13 protein-coding genes and 1 pseudogene are annotated in these 19,047 nt (G+C 47.3%); all 14 read left to right on the top strand.

What is annotated here, in order from left to right:
* The first annotated feature begins 5 nt into the window (after positions 1-5).
* The 14 genes and pseudogenes from BK126_RS20570 to BK126_RS20635 all read left to right on the top strand — a co-directional run bounded on the left by BK126_RS20570 (position 6) and on the right by BK126_RS20635 (position 19,045).
* Positions 6-887 carry a carbohydrate ABC transporter permease gene (locus tag BK126_RS20570; RefSeq protein ID WP_076314418.1) on the top strand — a complete coding sequence of 294 codons (882 nt, stop codon included), beginning with the start codon at positions 6-8 and terminating at the stop codon, positions 885-887.
* Positions 888-917: 30 nt separating this feature from the next.
* The gene (locus BK126_RS20575) at positions 918-2,039 is read left to right on the top strand and encodes a glycoside hydrolase family 88 protein (RefSeq protein WP_179085580.1); all 1,122 of its coding nucleotides are present in this window, start codon (positions 918-920) and stop codon (positions 2,037-2,039) included.
* A gap of 223 nt (positions 2,040-2,262) precedes the next feature.
* The gene (locus BK126_RS20580; protein ID WP_076314420.1) at positions 2,263-4,599 is read left to right on the top strand and encodes a helix-turn-helix domain-containing protein; all 2,337 of its coding nucleotides are present in this window, start codon (positions 2,263-2,265) and stop codon (positions 4,597-4,599) included.
* Positions 4,600-4,614: 15 nt separating this feature from the next.
* Positions 4,615-6,261 carry an extracellular solute-binding protein gene (locus tag BK126_RS20585; protein ID WP_076314421.1) on the top strand — a complete coding sequence of 549 codons (1,647 nt, stop codon included), beginning with the start codon at positions 4,615-4,617 and terminating at the stop codon, positions 6,259-6,261.
* Between the two features lie 612 nt (positions 6,262-6,873).
* Complete coding sequence (locus BK126_RS20590; protein ID WP_076314422.1) at positions 6,874-7,593, top strand: SDR family NAD(P)-dependent oxidoreductase; 720 nt, start codon at positions 6,874-6,876, stop codon at positions 7,591-7,593.
* A gap of 173 nt (positions 7,594-7,766) precedes the next feature.
* Positions 7,767-9,325: pseudogene (locus BK126_RS20595) on the top strand (IS1182 family transposase).
* A gap of 185 nt (positions 9,326-9,510) precedes the next feature.
* Positions 9,511-11,934 carry an EAL domain-containing protein gene (locus tag BK126_RS20600; protein WP_076314423.1) on the top strand — a complete coding sequence of 808 codons (2,424 nt, stop codon included), beginning with the start codon at positions 9,511-9,513 and terminating at the stop codon, positions 11,932-11,934.
* A 182-nt stretch (positions 11,935-12,116) separates the two neighbouring features.
* Positions 12,117-12,596 carry a hypothetical protein gene (locus BK126_RS20605; RefSeq protein ID WP_076314424.1) on the top strand — a complete coding sequence of 160 codons (480 nt, stop codon included), beginning with the start codon at positions 12,117-12,119 and terminating at the stop codon, positions 12,594-12,596.
* A gap of 1 nt (position 12,597) precedes the next feature.
* On the top strand, positions 12,598-12,948 hold the full coding sequence (locus BK126_RS20610) for a hypothetical protein (RefSeq protein WP_256209725.1): 351 nt from the start codon (positions 12,598-12,600) through the stop codon (positions 12,946-12,948).
* Between the two features lie 5 nt (positions 12,949-12,953).
* Complete coding sequence (locus tag BK126_RS20615; protein ID WP_076314425.1) at positions 12,954-14,288, top strand: glutathionylspermidine synthase family protein; 1,335 nt, start codon at positions 12,954-12,956, stop codon at positions 14,286-14,288.
* A gap of 3 nt (positions 14,289-14,291) precedes the next feature.
* A complete protein-coding gene (locus tag BK126_RS20620) occupies positions 14,292-14,696 on the top strand; it encodes a DUF350 domain-containing protein (protein WP_076314426.1) in 405 nt (134 codons plus the stop codon).
* Between the two features lie 156 nt (positions 14,697-14,852).
* Complete coding sequence (locus BK126_RS20625) at positions 14,853-15,797, top strand: aldo/keto reductase family protein (RefSeq protein ID WP_076314427.1); 945 nt, start codon at positions 14,853-14,855, stop codon at positions 15,795-15,797.
* 160 nt (positions 15,798-15,957) lie between these two features.
* On the top strand, positions 15,958-17,829 hold the full coding sequence (locus BK126_RS20630) for a spore germination protein (RefSeq protein WP_076314428.1): 1,872 nt from the start codon (positions 15,958-15,960) through the stop codon (positions 17,827-17,829).
* Positions 17,792-19,045, top strand: a complete 1,254-nt coding sequence (locus BK126_RS20635; RefSeq protein WP_076314429.1) for a Ger(x)C family spore germination protein — start codon at positions 17,792-17,794, stop codon at positions 19,043-19,045. Before BK126_RS20630 ends, BK126_RS20635 begins: the two co-directional genes overlap by 38 nt.
* Positions 19,046-19,047: the final 2 nt, after the last annotated feature.

Consider the following 19,047-nt stretch of genomic DNA (forward strand, 5'->3'; position numbering starts at 1 on the left):
GCGATATGAAAAAGGAAACTGGCTGGTTTGACCGGATCTTTGATCTCATCAATTATACATTCCTGCTGCTGCTGGTTACGGCAACACTGTATCCCTTGCTCTATGTACTATTTGCTTCCTTCAGCGATGCGGCGAAGCTGCTTCAGAATGACGGAATTCTGTGGCGGCCGCTAGGCTTTAATCTGGATGCTTATCGAAGTGTGCTTGCTAACCCGGGGATTGGGCTCGGGTTTCGGAATACACTGTTCATCGTCGTAGTGGGGGTTAGCGTGAATTTGCTGATGACCTCGCTGGGGGCGTATGTGCTGTCACGCAAAAATGTGATGTGGAACAAAGTGTTTATGTTCCTGATCGTGTTTACGATGTTTTTCAGCGGCGGGCTGATTCCCCTCTATCTTGTGGTCAAGGGCGTCGGACTGCTCGATTCGCTCTGGTCTACCATTATTCCTTTCAGCATCAGCACGTTTAACTTAATCATTATGCGTACGGCATTTATGGGCATACCGGACAGTCTTGAGGAATCGGCCAAAATTGATGGTGCCAACCACTTTACCATTTTGTTCCGTATTATCATTCCGCTGTCCATGCCGGTCATTGCCGTTATGATTCTGTATTATGCCGTAGACAAGTGGAACGGCTGGTTCTACGCATCGGTGTTCATTAAGAGCCGGGAGCTGTTCCCGCTCCAGCTGGTGCTGAGGGAGATCCTGATTGCCAACTCCACAGACAGCATGTCCACCGGCGCCTCAGCCGGAGACCGTTTTCAGATTGGGGAAACGATTAAATATGCCACAATTATCGTCGCAACAGTACCGATTCTGTGCGTGTACCCGTTTGTGCAGCGCTTTTTCGTCAAAGGCGTCATGGTAGGTTCGCTTAAAGGCTAGTATAAAATTCAGCGGATGGAGGGATTGTTCATGGTGCAATTGCAAACAGCTGCAAATCAGGCGGTATGGGAACAAATCTGTAGAAAGGTCGATGCGGTGCTTCCCAGGATGGCTGGCAAATGTCCTCATGTGGCGAAGAGTGACGGCATCTACGATGATACGAGACTGGATTGGTGGACGTCCGGCTTCTGGCCGGGTATTCTGTGGATTATGCATGATATGACGGGTGAGCAGCGGTACAAGGATGCCGCCTGGAGCTGGGATGAACGAATAGAGCAGCTGTTCCTGACGGAAAACCGTTATGATCATGATGTGGGCTTTCAGTTTCTACCGACAGCGGTCATCAAGCACAAGATTACAGGCGACAAGGATGGAGCAAGGCGGGGGTTGTTTGCAGCCAATTTCCTCGCTGGAAGGTTCAATCTGAAGGGGAATTTTATTAGAGCTTGGAAAGCGGATAAGACAGGATGGTCGATCGTCGATACTGCCATGAACCTCTCTCTGTTGTTCTGGGCTGCGAAGGAGAGCGGCGATCCAAGATTCATGCATGTGGCCAGAGCACATGCGGATACGGTCGTGAGACAATTTATCCGGGAGGACGGCTCTACTTATCACATCGTCCGGTTTGACCCGGAGACAGGAGAGCGGGCAGATGCAATCGGCGGCCAAGGGGCAGCTCCGGAGTCGGCCTGGAGCCGGGGAGCAGCATGGGCGCTGTACGGGATGACGAATGCGTATACTCATACAGGTGATGAGACGTATCTTCGCGCTGCACAGCGTGTCGCCCATTTCTTCATCGCTCATCTGCCGGAGGATGGGGTTCCTTACTGGGACTTCAGAGCGGATGAAGAGGAAGGTGGTATTCCGAGGGACAGTTCGGCAGGGGCCTGTGCGGCTTCGGGTCTCATCGATCTGGCGGGACATCTTGGAGACACCCAGGGGAGAGGATATCGTGCAGCTGCTGAACATATCCTCGGTTCTCTATATCAATCTTACGGAACATGGGACAACACCACTCATGAAGGAATGCTTCTGCAGGGGACGGGAAACCGTCCTGCGGATGAGAATGTCAACGTGTCGCTCATCTATGGAGATTACTTCTTCGTTGAGGCGACCGCCAAGCTGAATGGCTGGAAGCATCGGATATTCTAGCATTACTGGATATACAGCACAATATAGCGCAACACCCGAATGACAGTATTGCTGCTGCCCTTCGGGCTGTTTGCGTTCTTTTTTCATCATGACTCCAAGGGATTGTACGTTTTGCTCATGATATTGTACTTATTGTATATTCCGTCCCTGCCCTTGTTTCGTTATAATGTAATCCACAGTCAGTGGAACTTCACAAAAAAACGAATAATAGGGTGATGGACTATTGAGGAACATTCAACATTTGTGGCAAAAGCGTGAGAGCATCATTGTCACCTGGCTTGTTTCTTACACGGCAGTCCTTTTTATACCGATCATCATTAGTCTTGTCATTTACTTTCAGGCAAGCGATACACTGAAGGGCGAGATTGACCGGGCGAATGATTCGCTTCTGAAGCAAGTCAGATATACGATCGATAACCAGATTGATCTGATGAAGCGTCTGAGTATGGAGATGACCTGGAATTCGAACCTGCAGACACTGATGTACTCCAATATTTCTCCTGAGGAATCTTCCTATACTTCCTATCAATTAGTTCAGCAGTTCAAGCTGTACAAGACATCTTATGCCTCAATCGACGAGTTCTATATTGTCCGGGACAGCGATCATTCTGTCCTCCGTTCCGGGAATGTCCGGGATATGGAAACGGCGTTTAGAACGCTGCATGATACAGGGACTCTCACCTATGAGCAATGGAAAGATACCGTTCAGCTTCCCGGCCCAAACCGGTTCACGGTACTGCCCCATTTAAATAATACGGAGCTGCCGTCATCCATTGCCTACATAACACATCTGCCTAAGGGCTTGAATGGGAGAGATACCGGAAGCGTGGTCGTTATGGCCGATATGACCCGGTTTCAGAAGCCGCTGGAGAGCATTGCCGGCTTCAATGAAGGTCTGCTGCTCATTCTGAATGACAATAATGAGGTGCTTATGTCCACCCGTCCGGATGCACCGGAGCTTGCTCCATTCCTGAAGGGGCAGCGGGTAGAGCTATCCGCAACAGCAGAGGGGGAATCAGAAATATTCTACATTCCATCGGCCGTATCGGACCTAAAATATGCGCTCATCATCCCAAGCCGGATCTATTGGGAAAAAGCCGAGTATGTCCGCAGCTTCACGTATATCAGCATCGCGGTGAGCATCATCAGTGCGATACTCATCACCTGGTTTTTTATGAGAAGGAATTATTCGCCGATTCAGCAGCTGGTGCGTGCATTGACAGATCATACTGGAACGATGGAGCTCCAGGAGGGCAATGAGCTGCGTTTTATTCAGGAGGCAGTCTTGCAAACGAGAACGAAGCATGATGAGATCAGCATGCAGCTGCACAAGCATGAACAGGTGCTCAGGTCCAACTTGATCAATCGTCTGTTGAAGGGCAGACCCGATACACTTGTCCCGTATGAGGATGCCTTTCGTTCCTTTCACATGCCGCTGCAATCGCAGGATTTTGCTGTTATTTTGTTTGATGTAGAAAATGAAGAGAATTTGTATGAGAAGCTGCCGGGTATTGATATCAACGAACGAAGAAAGCTCATCCAGCTGATTGTTTCCAATGTGGTAGAGGAGCTGGTGCATACGCATCAGCATGTTGGATACGTAGCCGAGGTAGATGATATGATGGTGTGCCTCGTAAATTTGAAAGCGGATTCTTGTGAGGCGGCGGCTGATCTCCATGCCATTGCGTCAGAAGCGAAGCAGTTCCTTCATCGGTATGAGATGGAAATAACCGTCTCCATCAGTGGGAAGCACAGCTCATGGATTGGAATAGCTACAGCCTATCAAGAGGCTGTGGATGCGATGGAATATAAGATGGTCCTTGGCAAGAGCGGAATCATTCAGCATGAGAATATCCGGGTAGAAGGTGCCCTGGAAGATCAATACGGCTACTATTATCCGCTTCAGGTCGAGCAGCAGCTGATTAATCTGATCAAAGCCGGGGAATTAGATCAGGCAACCGATTATATGAGAGAAATAACGGACCGCAACTTTAACAAGCCGGTCATGTCCTTAACGATTGCCCGGTGTCTGATGTATAACCTTGCAGCTACCATGATGAAGGCGATTAACGAGGTGGATCAGAGCATCGTGGAGCGCAATCCACGCTTCATTGAACACATTACCGATTGTGATACCCTTCAGGAAATGCGTGAAGCGCTGGAGTCATTGTTAAAGGAGGTTTGCTCTTATGCTGCAGCCAAGCGAGCACACGGCATTACGCAGGAGAGAGAAGACAGCCTGGTGCGTTTAACGGCACAGGTTACGAGCTACATCGAAGAGAATTACCAGGATATGAATTTGAATGTTAATTCAATTGGAGAGCATTTTGAGCTCAAGGGGAGCTATCTGTCCAAGCTGTTTAGAACACATACAGGAGAAGGCCTGCTTGACTGCATTCACAAATATCGGATCGAGCAGGCCAAGCAGATGATGACTGCCAAGCAGGATTCAATCAATGAAATCTCCAAGCATGTAGGATATAACGATGCCGCAACATTTATCAGGGTGTTCAAAAAATATGAAGGGATTACACCTGGCAAATATAAAGAGCTCTATTAGAAAGGAGGCCTATGAATGGGATGCCGGCTCCTACGATATCAGAGAGGGTGGATCGCTGCTCTGGCTGTTTTAACCATGCTCATGCTGTCGGCTTGTATGAATAAAGGGGGAAACGAATCTTCTCTATTGAGTGTGGCCGAATTTCAGCATACGGATTCGGATGATGTACTGGAAGACGAGGCCGATCTAACTTATTGGGCAGGTCTAAGCAATAACGCGGCAAGTATCAAATCCAATCTGGAGGATATTCCTTTCTTTCAAGAGTGGAAGCGGAGAACAGGGGTGAATCTTACATTTATTAATCCGCCCCTCAATCAAGGTAAAGAGGCGTTTAATGTGATGATCACATCCGGCAATTTGCCGGATATGATCGAGTATGAATGGATGAATTATCCCGGAGGACCAGAGAAGGCGATTCATGACGGCATTATCCTCCCATTAAATGAGCTCATCGAGGAGCATGGACCCCATTTCAAACAGTTTCTAGAAGACCACCCTGAAATCGATCGTCAAATCAAGACGGCAGATGGAAGCTATTACGTCTTTCCGTTCATTCAGGCAGAGGATAAGCTGCGTACCTATCAGGGTCCTATTATAAGAAAGGATTGGCTGGATGAGCTTAAGCTGCCTGTCCCGAAGACCATTGAGGAGTGGCATACCGTACTAACCGCCTTCAAAGAGCAAAAAGGAGTACCTGCTCCGCTTACGATTCTTGGTAATTCAAACCCTTTATCCGGAATTGAGGGCGGGGGCTTCGTGGGAGCCTACGGAATAAGAAAAGGCTTCTATATGGAGGACGGAGTCGTCAAATTCGGTCCGATGGAGCCGGAATACAAGGAGTTCCTGGCTTTGTTTCGATCGTGGTACGCAGAAGGTCTCATTGACCAGCATTTTGCAACAACCGATACCGAAACCCAGGATATGAACATGACGATGGAGAGGAGCGGAGCAGCGATATGGAATGCAGGAGCGGGCATTGGGACATGGCTTCCGAAGATCAGAGAAGTGAATCCTTCCGCAGAACTCATCGCCGCTCCTTACCCCGTCCTACATGAAGGGATGCGCCCCAAGTTCGGGCAGCTGGCTCCTGAGGTGGGCATCAGCGGCGGTGTAGCACTTTCAGGGAGCATTCAGAATGCGGAGGCTGCGATCCGAATGCTGGATTACGGATATGGAGAAGAAGGACATCTGCTGTTTAATTTTGGAATTGAAGGCTTGAGCTATGAGATGATCGATGGATATCCGACATACACGGATCTCATCCTGAACAATAAGGATAAGCTCTCTCCGTCACAGGCGCTCGCGATGTACACCCGTGCCAGCTATTTTGGCCCGTTCGTGCAGGACATTCGTTATTTGGAGCAGTATTACACATTGCCTGAACAGAAGGAGGCGATTCAGATCTGGGCGGATACGGATGCTTCACTTCACCTTCTGCCTGCACTTCCAAAGTCGGAGATAGAGAATGCGGAATTGTCCGCCATTATGCAGGAGGTCAACAAGCATGTCGACGAAGTGTCTCTCAAGATGATTATGGGCATTGAGCCTCTCTCCGAGTTTGAGAGCTATATACAGCAGCTGAAATCCATGAATATGGAGCAGGCCATTGCTATTCAGCAGCAAGCGCTTGACCGGTACAATAGCAAAGTCCGTATGCCTTAATGAAGAGGCTGTCCCCAAAGTACATTTTGGAACAACTTCAATAACTAAATAGGATAGTAATTTTAAGAACCAAGGAGCTAAGGGATATGTTCTCGCTTAGCTTCTTGGTTTTTGGCGTCTACCGCTGCTTTCTTGAGCAGACGAGAGGAGGGGAGCGGATGGAAAAACGGGAACTAAAGGGCATGCACTTCCATCGCCGTTACGTGTAATGCAAATTTTTGTATGACGCGAATTAACCGGGCAGAAAGGTGATCTAGAAATAGACGGGGCATCATACGGTTGAGGACATTGGAATTTGTTTGGGGCAGGCAAGCAATCAAAAAGGCCATAGGGGATAAAAAAAGGAATAAATCGTAAATCGTTATGTTAGTTCTGATGCGTTGAAAAAAGCAATTAGGATAACAGGTGATGCTATTCCATCTACGAAGGGTACGTTATCAATATGAAATAAGACGCATGGGGTAACAAATATGGAGAACTTGTTGTTTATCCATAGAATGAACATTTAACGAAACGAAGACAACTCCTAACATATGGTATATTGGTTATGCTTAGGGCAGTAAGTATTTGGTTACGTTCTGGCAGAAAAGTGTCATATTAAAAGGAGAACTTATGAAAAATTTTATTATATTTGGAGCAAGTAAAGGATTGGGTGAGGCATTCGTCAAAGGATTGCCAGAAAAAGGTGATCGTGTTTGGGTGGTTTCTAGAACGCACCCTAACAGTTTATATCTTGAAGATGGTGTCCAGAAATATTGGATTGAGGCGGATTTAGCCGATTCTGATGCAAGCAATCGGATTGCGAATACATTAAATGACGTTAGGATAGACGTATTAATATATAATGTAGGGATATGGGAGAGCAAAGGTTTCAGAGATGACTATGATTTTGAGAAAGATGATCCAGCGGAGATCGTCAACATCATTAATATAAATGTTACTTCCGCTATTACCTGCATACAGAAGCTTTTACCGAATCTTAAAAAGTCAGATAACGCAAAAATTTTCTTAATTGGTTCTACAGCAGGTTTGGAACATAATGATTTCACGCAGGTTTCATTTGCAGCTTCTAAGTTCGGTTTGCGTGGTATTGGAAATTCGATAAGGGAGCATGTAAAGAAGTATGGGATTGGTGTGACTTGTATAAATCCTGGTGAAATTGCAACCCAAATTCCATTGGAAGATGGAGTTGAGAAAGTCTTGTCAGCACATGGCGGCACACAGATTCCTCTTCAAGATATGGTTTCTTTAGTTAAATGCGTAATGAACCTTTCCAAAGCCTCTTGTGTAAAAGAAATAAACATTCCAGCAATGTTGGATACAAATGCGTAGTCGATTTGATTGAGCACGAGAGTGCAATAAAAGCGAGCTTCTTAGAAGAGGGTGTCCCAAAAGTCATCATAGATGACTGAGGGGCACCCTCTTTCATTTTGTCAAACAAAAAGAAACCACTCTTTGGTAAAATGGAAGTGCGACCAACCATAAACCAAAAGGAGACGGTTTCTTTGTACATTCAATATAGCATGGATCAACTCTGTTTACCAATGGATTTGGAAGAAGACATTCCCGCAAATCACCTCGTTCGTGTAGTGAACGCTGCTGTTAATCAGCTTGACGACACTATCTTTGACGCAGCTTATCCTGGAGGCGGACGAGACAGCTACCATCCTAAAATGCTGACGAAAATCATCATTTACGCCTACACACAGCGCATTTACTCCTCTCGCCAGATCGCCAAAGCTGTCCGTGAAAACATTATGTTCATGTGGATCGCGGGTCGTCAGCGCCCGGATTTCCGTACCATTAACCGGTTTCGATCAGAACGAATGAAAAGCGTATTGGAAACGGTGTTTACCGCCGTTCTTCAGTTTCTGGCTGAGGAGAATTACATACAGCTCGAGCATTACTTTGTAGACGGTACTAAGATCGAAGCGAACGCCAATCGATATACGTTTGTTTGGGGAAAGGCTGTGGTGAAGCATAAAGCCAAGCTTCAGGAGAAAGTCCAGACGCTGTTTGCGTCCATTGAGGAGGCTGAGAAGCAAGAAGAAGGAGTTCGCGAAGGCCGGGATCTTCTTGAGCTGGGCGAGTCCTCAGACATCACTAGTGAAAAGTTGGAGCATGCCGTCAAGCAATTGGAAGAGCGACTGCAGGAGAAACCAAAAGACAAGCCGCTAAAGAAGGCGGTACGCACGCTCCGCAAGGATTTACTTCCTCGACTTCAAAAGTACGAAACCCAAGAAGCGATTTTAGGTACGAGAAACAGCTATAGTAAAACGGACCATGACGCCACATTTATGCGAATGAAAGAAGACCACATGCGAAACGGTCAGCTTAAGCCGGGATACAACGTGCAAATCGGTACCGAAAGTCAGTTTATTGTCGGTTACAGTCTGCACCAACGTCCGACCGATACGCGTTGTCTAATCCCTCATCTTGAAAAAGTAAAAACACAGTTAGGAATGCTTCCGGGAACCGTCATCGCTGATGCGGGCTATGGCGGTGAAGAAAACTATGACTACCTGGAACAAAATGAAGTCGAAGCTATTGTCAAATACAGTACGTATCATCGCGAAAAGAGCAAGGTATGGCAAAAAGATATCAGCAAGATCGACAACTGGACCTACCACAGCGAACAAGATACATGGATATGCACGGTGGGCAAATGCTCCACCTTCGGAGAGTGAGTAAGGAGAAAACAGAAAGTGGGTATGAAATCGAATACCGACATTACCGTAGCGTCAGTTGTGGGAATTGTCCGCTCAAGCCGCAGTGTACAAAATCCCAAGGTGATCGCGAGATCAAGGTTAGCATGAAGTATTTGCGGCTGAAGAGCCAGGCGAGACAAAAGCTCCGCAGTGAAGAAGGTTATGCCCTGGCCGTAAGGCGCATGATCGAGCCGGAACCTGTTTTTGGCGATATAAAGAGTAACCGAAGCTTCAAAAGATTCCTGCTTCGAGGCTTAGCAAAAGTAAGTCTTGAGGTCGGGTGGCTTTCGCTTGCTCACAATCTGCTTAAGAAAGCAGCCATAGACGCCAAAAAACAAGGAGCTAAGCGAAAATAGACCGCTTAGCTCCTTGTTTATTACGAATATCATCCTATTTTGTTGGTGAGGGTGTTCCAAAGTTTACTTTTGGGACATACCCCCTCTTTTTGTTAACCAAATGGTGACTCGTGATGTTACTTTTTGCTTTTTATTGGACGATATATTATTCATTGGTGCGTATGACAAATGAAAGAGGGAGTTTCATGGAATACACTGAACATTCGGTTGACCAATTGCTGGTTCTATTCTCATATCTGATCGCTGTAGTCTCATCCTACAACGTATTAACTTTGGCGGGAGCCCTTAGCACTTCGAAGGGGGCAAACCGAGCCTGGCTTGTGTACGGAGCCGTTGTCTTGGGACTGGGTGTGTGGTCTATGCATTTTGTCGGCACGATGGCCGGTTCTACTCACCTGACCGTTACGTATGATTTAACACTTATTTTGGCTTCTGTTGTGGTCGGGATCGGAGCTTCCTTTGTCACCTTGTACCTTGTAGCATATGGATCATTGACCAGAACGCGATTATATCTGGGAGCGAGCATCATTGCAGCAGGGATCTCCTCTATGCATTACTTGGGGATGGAGGCCATGGCTGTAGACCACTATTACAACTGGATTTTTGTTGTCTTATCTGTTCTCGTTGCTTTTCTGGCATCGGTTGCTGCATTGTGGTTCTCGTTTTATTTTGTCAAGAATACAAAGTACTCGAAGAGCTGGTACTTGAAAAAACTCGGTGGTGCACTCTTCATGGGGGCTGCAATTTCCGGGATGCACTATATCGGCATGCTGGGAACCGAGTACGATATGAATCATATTCATTTGAACCGGTCCGGGGTTCAGCTGGATCAAACATGGCTTGGTTATCTTATTGCCGGCGGAGCCTTACTTACACTGGGTCTCTCTATGATCGGGCTATATGTGTCACGAAGATTTTCTAATCAGGAGAAGGAGAGGCGAGAGCAGGAACGATGGTATAAGTCCCTATATGATAACAATCAGGATGGGGTAATCTCGGTCAATTTGAGTCATTACATCATCGGATTTAATCCTGCTGTCGAGCGAATCACGGGGGTAAGAGAAGAAGAGCTGAAGAACCGGCATATTGAAGAGATTCTTCCGATTTTTGACCCAAGTGAGCGGGAGAGAGTCCGGGAAATGTATAAGAAATCTGTAGCAGGAGAGAAGCTCAGCTATGAATCGGTCATCTATAACCGGGCGGGCACCCGTGTTGATCTTAACATGGTGCATGTACCCATCATTATTGAGGGGAAGGTTACAGGCCATTACATTATCGTCAGGGATGTTACCTTTGAGAAGCAAGTGAAGGAAAGAAATCAATTTTTAGCTTTTCACGATGATCTGACCGGATTGCCTAATCGACGATTGATTAATAATGTGCTTGCGGATCTCATTGACAGGGAGAATAGTGAGACACAGCCGTTTGTGCTCATGGTGATGGATCTGGATCGGTTTAAGATTATCAATGATTCACTGGGGCACTTGTACGGGGATCTCCTTCTGAAGGAGATGAGCAAGAGGATTGTCCATCATACCATGGACAAGAGTGTGGTGGTAGGACGCATCGGCGGAGACGAGTTCTCCATATTATTGCTCGACTATAACGAGGAGTCAGATGCTTCGGAGCTGGCTGAACGGTTAATGGCGGTAATCAGTGAGCCTTATGATATGAAGGGGAATAACTATTACGTCTCTACCAGCATCGGAATTACGGTGTTTCCCAGCCATGGGAAGGACGCGATCCAGCTTATGAAGAATGCCGATACGGCGATGTACGAGGTGAAGAAGAATGGCAAGAACGGCTACCAATTCTTCTCCTGTGAGCTGAACGCCCAGGTGGAGCAGCGGGTCGAGCTGGAAGCTGACTTGCGCAGAGCATTGGAGCGCGGCGAGTTCTTACTGCATTATCAGCCTCAAATAAGGGCTGATGACGAATCCATTATCGGGGTTGAAGCCTTGGTAAGGTGGAATCATCCGACAAAGGGCATACTGCCTCCCGGCATGTTCGTACCTGTGGCAGAGGATACCGGATTAATCATGGAGCTGGAGTCAAGGGTATTGTACGAAGCATGCCGCCAAATGCAGTCATGGCATGAATCAGGGGCGCCGCTGATTTCAGTAGCCGTCAACCTGTCATCTCATCAGTTCTATCATTCGAGCCTGACACAGCAAATCAAGGATGTTATTGAGCAGACTGGGCTTGAGGCCAAGTACTTGGAGCTCGAAATTACCGAAAGTCTGATGATGAATCCGGAGGTGTCCAGCACCGTGCTCAAGGAGCTGGCGAATCTGGGCATCAGAATAAGTCTGGATGACTTTGGAACCGGATACAGCTCGCTAAGCTACTTAAAAAAACTGCCCATCAACAAGCTCAAGATCGATCGTTCCTTTATTCAGGATATTGCTCACAATGATAGTGATAAAGCGATTGTTGCCAGCATCATTGACATGGCGCATCATTTGAATTTGAATGTCATTGCGGAAGGGATTGAAACGAAGGATCAGCTGGAGATTCTCAGCCAGCATAATTGCAGAGAGGTTCAAGGCTATTACTTCAGCCGTCCTCTGCCTGCAAGTGAGCTGGAAAGAGTGTACCTTCATCCGTGATCATTCAATTCGGATTTCTCAATCCGAATTTTGCATAGATCCTTATCCTTATAAATGGTGTTAAAGGAAATTTTGAAAATTTTTGTAACCTCTTCCCCTGTTCGTACGTTTAAAATTAAGCATAAACAAGAGGCCTGATCTGCAAGGCAAGAGAAGACTCAAGATGGGGGAAAGATGACAACATGCATGTACCGGTAATTTATGAGCACTGGTCTGAGTCGGATAAGAAAGTGATTGAACCGCTCACTCAGCTTCATGTGTCTCAAGAAGAGCTGTTTGTCCGCAAGCTGGTGAATGCAACGATCATTCGCGGCGAGTTGTATGAGCATACGGCTAACGAATCTGAAGATGGACATCGACATTTCATCTACGCGAAGAAATTCAATCCGGACGAATACAGTTATGGCAAAGCACTGTATGAAGCCGCATTCGATGCTTATCAAGTATCGTCAGGCAGTATCGCTTGTGAATATGTATTGTGGAAGGGGCGTTCCTTCCAGTCGTTCGAGCTGAATATCCCTCTGTCCTCGACAATGGATATTGCACGGCTCCTGCTGGATCATTATCTAGTTCACCGTGATGAAACCTATGAGAGTGTGTACACCGTATTTGACACCGATCGGTCCAAGGTTGTGCTGTATTTGAAGCGAGGTGAATTCTAAGATGAACGGACAGACAGAAGACATTAGGCTTAGAACGAATAAGCCCGATGCAGCTCAGAAGCCCAAAGCCCCTAAGAAAATTAACGCGCAGAAGATGGTGACCTTCTCTCTTCTCCTCACCCTTCCTGTAGCGCTGGCAGGCTGCGGTAATCAATCGGATGACTGCTACGATTATAATAATGATGGATATTGTGATGATAACAGCGGGTCGAGCGGCGGCGGAGCTTATTACTATGGAGGCAGCAGCGGATCAAGCTCATCTTCAGGCAAATCCTCTGCTACCTATAAATCAAGTTCGAGTTCCAGCTCCAAGGGCTTTGGCAGCGGCGGATTTTTCAGCTCTGGGGGATAGATCACATGAATCGAATTTTGCCATTTGATAAGCCGCATGATGAAATTTTTGCAGGGGAAAGAGCTGAACAGATTCCCTACCATCGGATGTACGGCAAACAGTATTGTCTCCCTGCTGCAGTACGTTATTCAGAAAAAGAAATCGAGCAGCTGATGTATGCCTCGGAGATGATCGACAGCATCTATCTGAGCACACTGCGTTTTGCCCAGCGATATTTGCCGGATGCCTTTCTTTCGCAGCAGCTGGGTGTTCCTGCAAGCCTTATTCCTGCAGCGCGAATGGAGGTCCCGGGACACGGGGTATCCAGGCAGGATTTTATTCTGGAGCCTGGCGGGCGGATCAAGTGTATAGAGAATAATACGGATACTCCAACTGGAATTCCTGAAGCCTCCTATCTGGCACGGGAGCTGATCGAGTGTCATACTTCCGGTCTGCAGGCCACTTCGGTGAAGATGAGGCTGCATATTGCTCAGGCTTTTCGCCTGCTGCTTGAGTATTATGAATCGATTGGACTTGGCGGCCGCGTTGTATTCACCTGCTATGAATGGCATGTGGAGGATCGGCGCAACACCGAGTACCTGATGGAGATCGTTCAAGAAATGGGGTATGAAGCCTGCTATGTTCCCCTATCTGAACTGGAAATCGTCCGAGGTGAGGGGCTGTATTCCAAGGGTGAGCGCATATCGGTGCTATATCGGCTGTATCCATTAGAGTATCTGGTCAATGACGAAGGTGAGGATACAGAGGACAGAATTGGAGAATGGATGCTTGAGCTGGTAAAAGAGGGGAAGCTAGGTCTTATTAATCCGGCTCAAAGCATACTCACCCAGAGCAAAGGCTTCATGGCTCTAATCTGGTCACTATATGAACGGCACGAAGAGGCAAGCGAACTGCTGGGTGAACCGCTGTATACGGATGAGCAGCTAGAGGCCATACAGCAGTATCTGCTGCCAACCTATTACAGTCCCGCACTGTTTATTCAACAAGGTCAGGCTTATGTTGCCAAAGGATATTGGGGAAGAGAGGGCAAGGGGACTTCCCTGTTTGATGAGGCAGGCCAATTGACGGAGGCGGAATGGGGACAGAGCGAGGAAGACAGCCGTGAGGACATTCAGAACTATTACGGGAATCAGCCGCTTATCTATCAGCTGCGCTGTCAGATGGAGGATGTGCAGGTACATACGGAAGAGGGCCCTTTTTCCGGATATTTATTGACTGGAGTTTATGTTATTGGCGGCCAGTATTCAGGGCTGCTTCCACGCGTAGGCGGCAGAATTACAGGGGATATGGCTTATTATTGTCCGGCTGCATTTCCTATATATTTGAAGGAGGAACAATAGAAAATGGAGAATTTCGGAGTTGATTTGCTGAATGTGGCCATCGGGATTGTCCTGATCCTGGTTATCCTATTCGTCGGATATACCCTGTTCAGCAAGGTTACCCGGTTTGACGACGGGAAGGAAATTAGAGGCGGGAATGAAGCGGCCGGGGTATACATGGGCAGCAAGCTGCTGGGTCTGTGTATTATTGTGGCTATGGTCTCCTTCAGCTCGCATTCATGGGTAGATATGCTTGTCTGGTCTGTAGTGGGTATTGCTGTACTTATTCTTGTATATCTTATATTTGATTTTATAACGCCGAAGTTCAAAGTGTGTGAAGAGATTGAGAAAGGCAATATGGCAGTGGCTCAATTGCTTCGCTCCATTATTATCGGAGTATCGCTGGTCATAGGAACGTTTTTGTTATAAAAGATGCATAATCCGTTATCCGGTACGCTTGGAGTACCGGATTTTTTGTTATTTATTTATGCTTATAGGAATTGTCGCGTTCCTTTTCATTTTAAGGCCGAAGGTTTATATTAAAAAGGAAACAAATACATATTTTTCAAGGGAGGAATGGCACGCATGAAGTACCGGAGATTAGGTGGCAGCGGTGTGAAGGTCAGCGAGATCAGTCTTGGAAGCTGGCTCACGTATGGAGGATACGTTGAGCAGGAGAATGCGGTTCGTTCCATTGAAACTGCATATGATGCGGGGATCAACTTCTTTGATACAGCCAATGTATATGAACGCGGAGCAGCAGAAGAGCTGCTGGGCAAGACACTGAAGAATTACGCAAGGGAATCCTATGTGCTGGCTACCAAGGTATTCGGCAAGATGGGCGAGGGTCCGAATGATCAAGGCCTTTCACGGAAGCACATTATGGAGCAGTGCGAAGCAAGCCTTAGAAGGCTCGGCACCGATTATGTAGATATCTATTATTGCCACCGGTTCCATCCCGAAACGCCACTGCTTGAGACACTGAGAGCGCTGGACGATCTGGTTCGTCAAGGCAAAGTGCTGTATGTCGGAGTCAGCCAGTGGACAGCAGCTCAGATGGAGGCCGCGCTGGGTCTTGCAGACCGGTATTTGCTTGATCGGATCGTCGTGAACCAGCCGATCTATAATATGTTTGAGCGGTATATTGAGGATGAGATTATTCCGCTTGGCGAGCAGAAGGGGATCGGACAAGTCGTCTATTCTCCGCTGGCACAAGGGCTGCTGACAGGTAAATATAACGATACAGGCAGCATTCCAGAGGACAGCCGTGCTGCAAGGCTTGGATGGGATGACAAGAAAATGAGCCCTGAGCGAATTGAGAAGGTTCGGCAGTTAATTGACATTACCGGCGAGCTGGATATTAAGGTGGGTCAGCTGGCCCTTGCCTGGATTCTGCGTCAGCCGAATGTATCCAGTGCACTCGTGGGTGCAAGCCGTCCGGAGCAGGTCAAAGAAAATATCGGGGCCTCTGGAATCGAATTAGAGGCGGAAGTACTGGAACGGATTGAAGGAATTCTCTCCGGATCGTAAATAAGAGGTTAGTATAAATCAATAAATAAACACAGCGAATATAAGCACAAGCTTCCTGAATATGCAGGAAGCTTTTTTGTCGTTTTATAAATCCATACATAAAGTAAATACTGGATGGTAAGAATCAGTATATACGTTTTTTGGAAGTGAGGGGAGCAGCTTGAAACGTCATCGTCGCAGTGAATACTTAAAAAAGCTCAAGCCAAAATCGTCCAGTGACCAACCTGCACAAGATACGAGCGAGGACCCAGTCCAAAATACGGAGCAAAGTACCGCTCAGTATATAAATAGCGATTACAGCCAAGATCAAGCTCCTGAGTCATCGGATCAGCAGCAGCCGGAAGTGGCTTCTGCAGGAAGTGAATATGCCTCAAACGGCAGTGACCAATCAGACAAGAATTCTGACAGCTCTAATAGCGAGGCTTCTTCTGGATCACCCGTGTCTCAATCTTCACAAGCACCTCAGGCTAAGCTTGATGAGCTCAGCGGGAATCTTCAGCAGATGCTGGATGGTATTCTAATCCAAAATGGGAACAGTAGTGATATTACAATTAGAAAGCTGGAAATAGGAACGAGCCCCAGTATTTCTATTGCTATCGTATACATCAGCAGTTTGGTAAAGGAAGACACAATTAACGACTTTATTATTCGTTCCTTGCTGAATTCTGAATTCAAGCTGGATAAAATCACAGACGGTAAAGACAGCAAGAGCATTCTGAAGGAAGGACTGACGAAGAAAGTATTCAGTCTGGGTACCGTAGAGTACTGCAAAGACTGGGAAGATATGATGGACAAGCTGCTGCTCGGGAACACGCTCGTATTGACCGAGGACAGCACAGATGTGCTTCATATCGTTACAGCCGGCGGAGAATTCCGGGCGATTACAGAATCGCAGACGGAGTCTGTCGTCCGTGGACCCAAGGAAGGGTTCGTTGAAACACTGTCCATTAATGTCTCCCTTCTGCGGAGAAGAATTCATAGTCCGGATTTGCGAGTGACGTATCAAACGATCGGCTATAAGTCCAACACACGTGTGGCCGTTCTTTATATGGACGGGATTGCAGATGAAGATGTCGTGGCCGAGGTCTTTCGGAGACTGGATGAAATTCAAATTGACGGGGTCTTTGACTCGACCAATATAGAAGAGCTTATTCAGGATAAGGCAATAACCCCGTTCCCGACCGTATACAGCACAGAGCGGCCCGACACGACCGCAGTCCGTTTGCTTGAAGGAAGGGTCGTCCTTGTTGTGGATGGGAGCCCATTTGTCCTGATCGTACCTACCGTGTTTATACATTTTTTTCATAGTGCAGCAGATTATTCGGATCGGAACGATATTGCGACACTGCTTCGTCTGCTCAGAATCATCAGCTTTATCATTTTGCTGCTGGGACCGTCCTTATATATCGCCATGACGACCTTCCATTATCAGCTGATTCCAAGTGCACTGTTGTACAGTCTTATAGCACAGCGAGAAGCGATTCCCTTCCCCTCCTTCGTGGAGGCGATTATTCTGGAGACGATATTCGAGCTTCTGAGAGAAGCGGGGGTTCGAATGCCGCGCGTGGTAGGTCAGGCAGCAAATATCGTCGGCGGTCTTGTACTGGGACAAGCGGCAGTAGAAGCCGGTATTGTGAGTCCCCTGCTCACGATTGTTATCGCCATTACTGGCATCGCGAGCTTTGCGATTCCAACCTATACCATGGCGATCGCAGGACGTATATTTCGGTTCGGGTTTATCGTACTTGCTGCGACGTTTGGCTTGTACGGCATCATGCTGGGGCTGATCGCGCTGCTCGCTCACATGAATAGTCTGAGATCCTTTGGTGTTCCGTACATGACCCCGTTCAGTCCCTTCGTATTGAAGCAGCAGAAGGACGCGGTTCTCAGACTTCCCGTTTCCTTGATGAAGCAGAGACCAGGCAGCCGGAGCGGTGAGTATAACGTCGTAACCGAGGATGGGCCTGTTACCGCGGATAAAACGGATGATAAGAATGAAAGTGCAAGACAAAACAAACAGAAAGGATCTTGATATGAAGCGGAAGCTGCTGCTTATCACTGTACTAACCTTGGTGTCCATGATCCTCACGAGCTGCTGGGATGCCGTAGAGCTGAAGGATCGCTTGATTCTTTCCGGCTTTGCAATGGACCGTGGCAATGCTAAGGGAGTATACGAATTCTCATTCCAGGGTGTTGTATCCAATGAGGTATCGGGTAGCCGGAAAATTGGTTCCACACCCTCATTTGTATTCTCGGATCAGGGAAGAACCTTACAGGAAGTCGTCAGCAAAATGTCTCAGAAGATTCCGAGGCGATCGTCAGGTTCTCATGCGGAAGTCGTGATTATCAGTGAAGATCTGGCCAGGGATGTAGGCATAGGTCGATTTATAGATCTCATCGAGCGAGATCCCGAGACGAGAATTACCATGCAGATTCTTATTGCTAGAGGCTCAAAGGCCAAAGACGTGCTCGCCATTACAAGTCCAGTAAGCCCAATTACAGCCAACAATATAGCGGAAAAGGTCAGATTCGCCTCCAAGCAATATTCGCATAACTTCTCGTCAGAGGTGGATGAAACGATCCGGGGGATGATTGTTCCGGGTGGCGGCCCCACAATCAGTGGTGTGGTGGTTAAAGGAGACAAAAGCGCGGGCACAGAAAGAAAAAATACCGAAAGCTCTTATGTGTCTGCTTACACGAAATTGGATGGCATGGCCATGTTCAAGGGAGACAAGCTGGTAGGGTGGATGGAAGGTGATGAGCCGCTGGGTCTTGCGATTATCAAGAACAGAACGAAGAAGTCAATGGCCAATCTGTCCTGTCATATCGATCCCGCGGAAGTTGTCGGAATTGAAGCCTATTTCTATAAGTCCAGTATTAAAGCATCGGTCATCGATGGGGTACCTCATTTTCATATTGATGTGAAGCAGGAAGGTACGATTAATGAGGTGACTTGTCCGCTGAAGCTGGATGAAGGGGAGGTCATTGAGATCTATGAGAAAACCTGGAGTGAGAAGACCAAGGAGATTGTCATGTCAGCTGTAACCGCAGCACAGAAGGCGGGTACGGATGTGCTTGGTTTTGGCTATGTGCTGGAGAAGAACCGCTCTCCTGAATATAAGCAATGGGAAGAAAGTGATGACTGGTCTGAGAAATTTTCGCAAAGTGAAGTGGAAGTCGACGTACAGTCCGTCATTATGAACACATTGACACGTACCAATCCATATAGCAGCGGAGGGGAGGATTAGAG

This window comes from Paenibacillus sp. FSL H7-0326 (genome assembly GCF_001955535.1).
Classification (GTDB): domain Bacteria; phylum Bacillota; class Bacilli; order Paenibacillales; family Paenibacillaceae; genus Paenibacillus; species Paenibacillus shunpengii.

Bases quoted from the DNA above. Each gene is read 5' to 3' on its own strand.
- BK126_RS20625 (WP_076314427.1), top strand. From the start codon at position 14,853: ATGAAGTACCGGAGATTAGGTGGCAGCGGTGTGAAGGTCAGCGAGATC.
- BK126_RS20635 (WP_076314429.1), top strand. From the start codon at position 17,792: ATGAAAGTGCAAGACAAAACAAACAGAAAGGATCTTGATATGAAGCGG.
- BK126_RS20610 (WP_256209725.1), top strand. From the start codon at position 12,598: ATGAACGGACAGACAGAAGACATTAGGCTTAGAACGAATAAGCCCGAT.
- BK126_RS20615 (WP_076314425.1), top strand. From the start codon at position 12,954: ATGAATCGAATTTTGCCATTTGATAAGCCGCATGATGAAATTTTTGCA.
- BK126_RS20605 (WP_076314424.1), top strand. From the start codon at position 12,117: ATGCATGTACCGGTAATTTATGAGCACTGGTCTGAGTCGGATAAGAAA.
- BK126_RS20570 (WP_076314418.1), top strand. From the start codon at position 6: ATGAAAAAGGAAACTGGCTGGTTTGACCGGATCTTTGATCTCATCAAT.
- BK126_RS20600 (WP_076314423.1), top strand. From the start codon at position 9,511: ATGGAATACACTGAACATTCGGTTGACCAATTGCTGGTTCTATTCTCA.
- BK126_RS20575 (WP_179085580.1), top strand. From the start codon at position 918: ATGGTGCAATTGCAAACAGCTGCAAATCAGGCGGTATGGGAACAAATC.
- BK126_RS20620 (WP_076314426.1), top strand. From the start codon at position 14,292: ATGGAGAATTTCGGAGTTGATTTGCTGAATGTGGCCATCGGGATTGTC.
- BK126_RS20590 (WP_076314422.1), top strand. From the start codon at position 6,874: ATGAAAAATTTTATTATATTTGGAGCAAGTAAAGGATTGGGTGAGGCA.
- BK126_RS20585 (WP_076314421.1), top strand. From the start codon at position 4,615: ATGGGATGCCGGCTCCTACGATATCAGAGAGGGTGGATCGCTGCTCTG.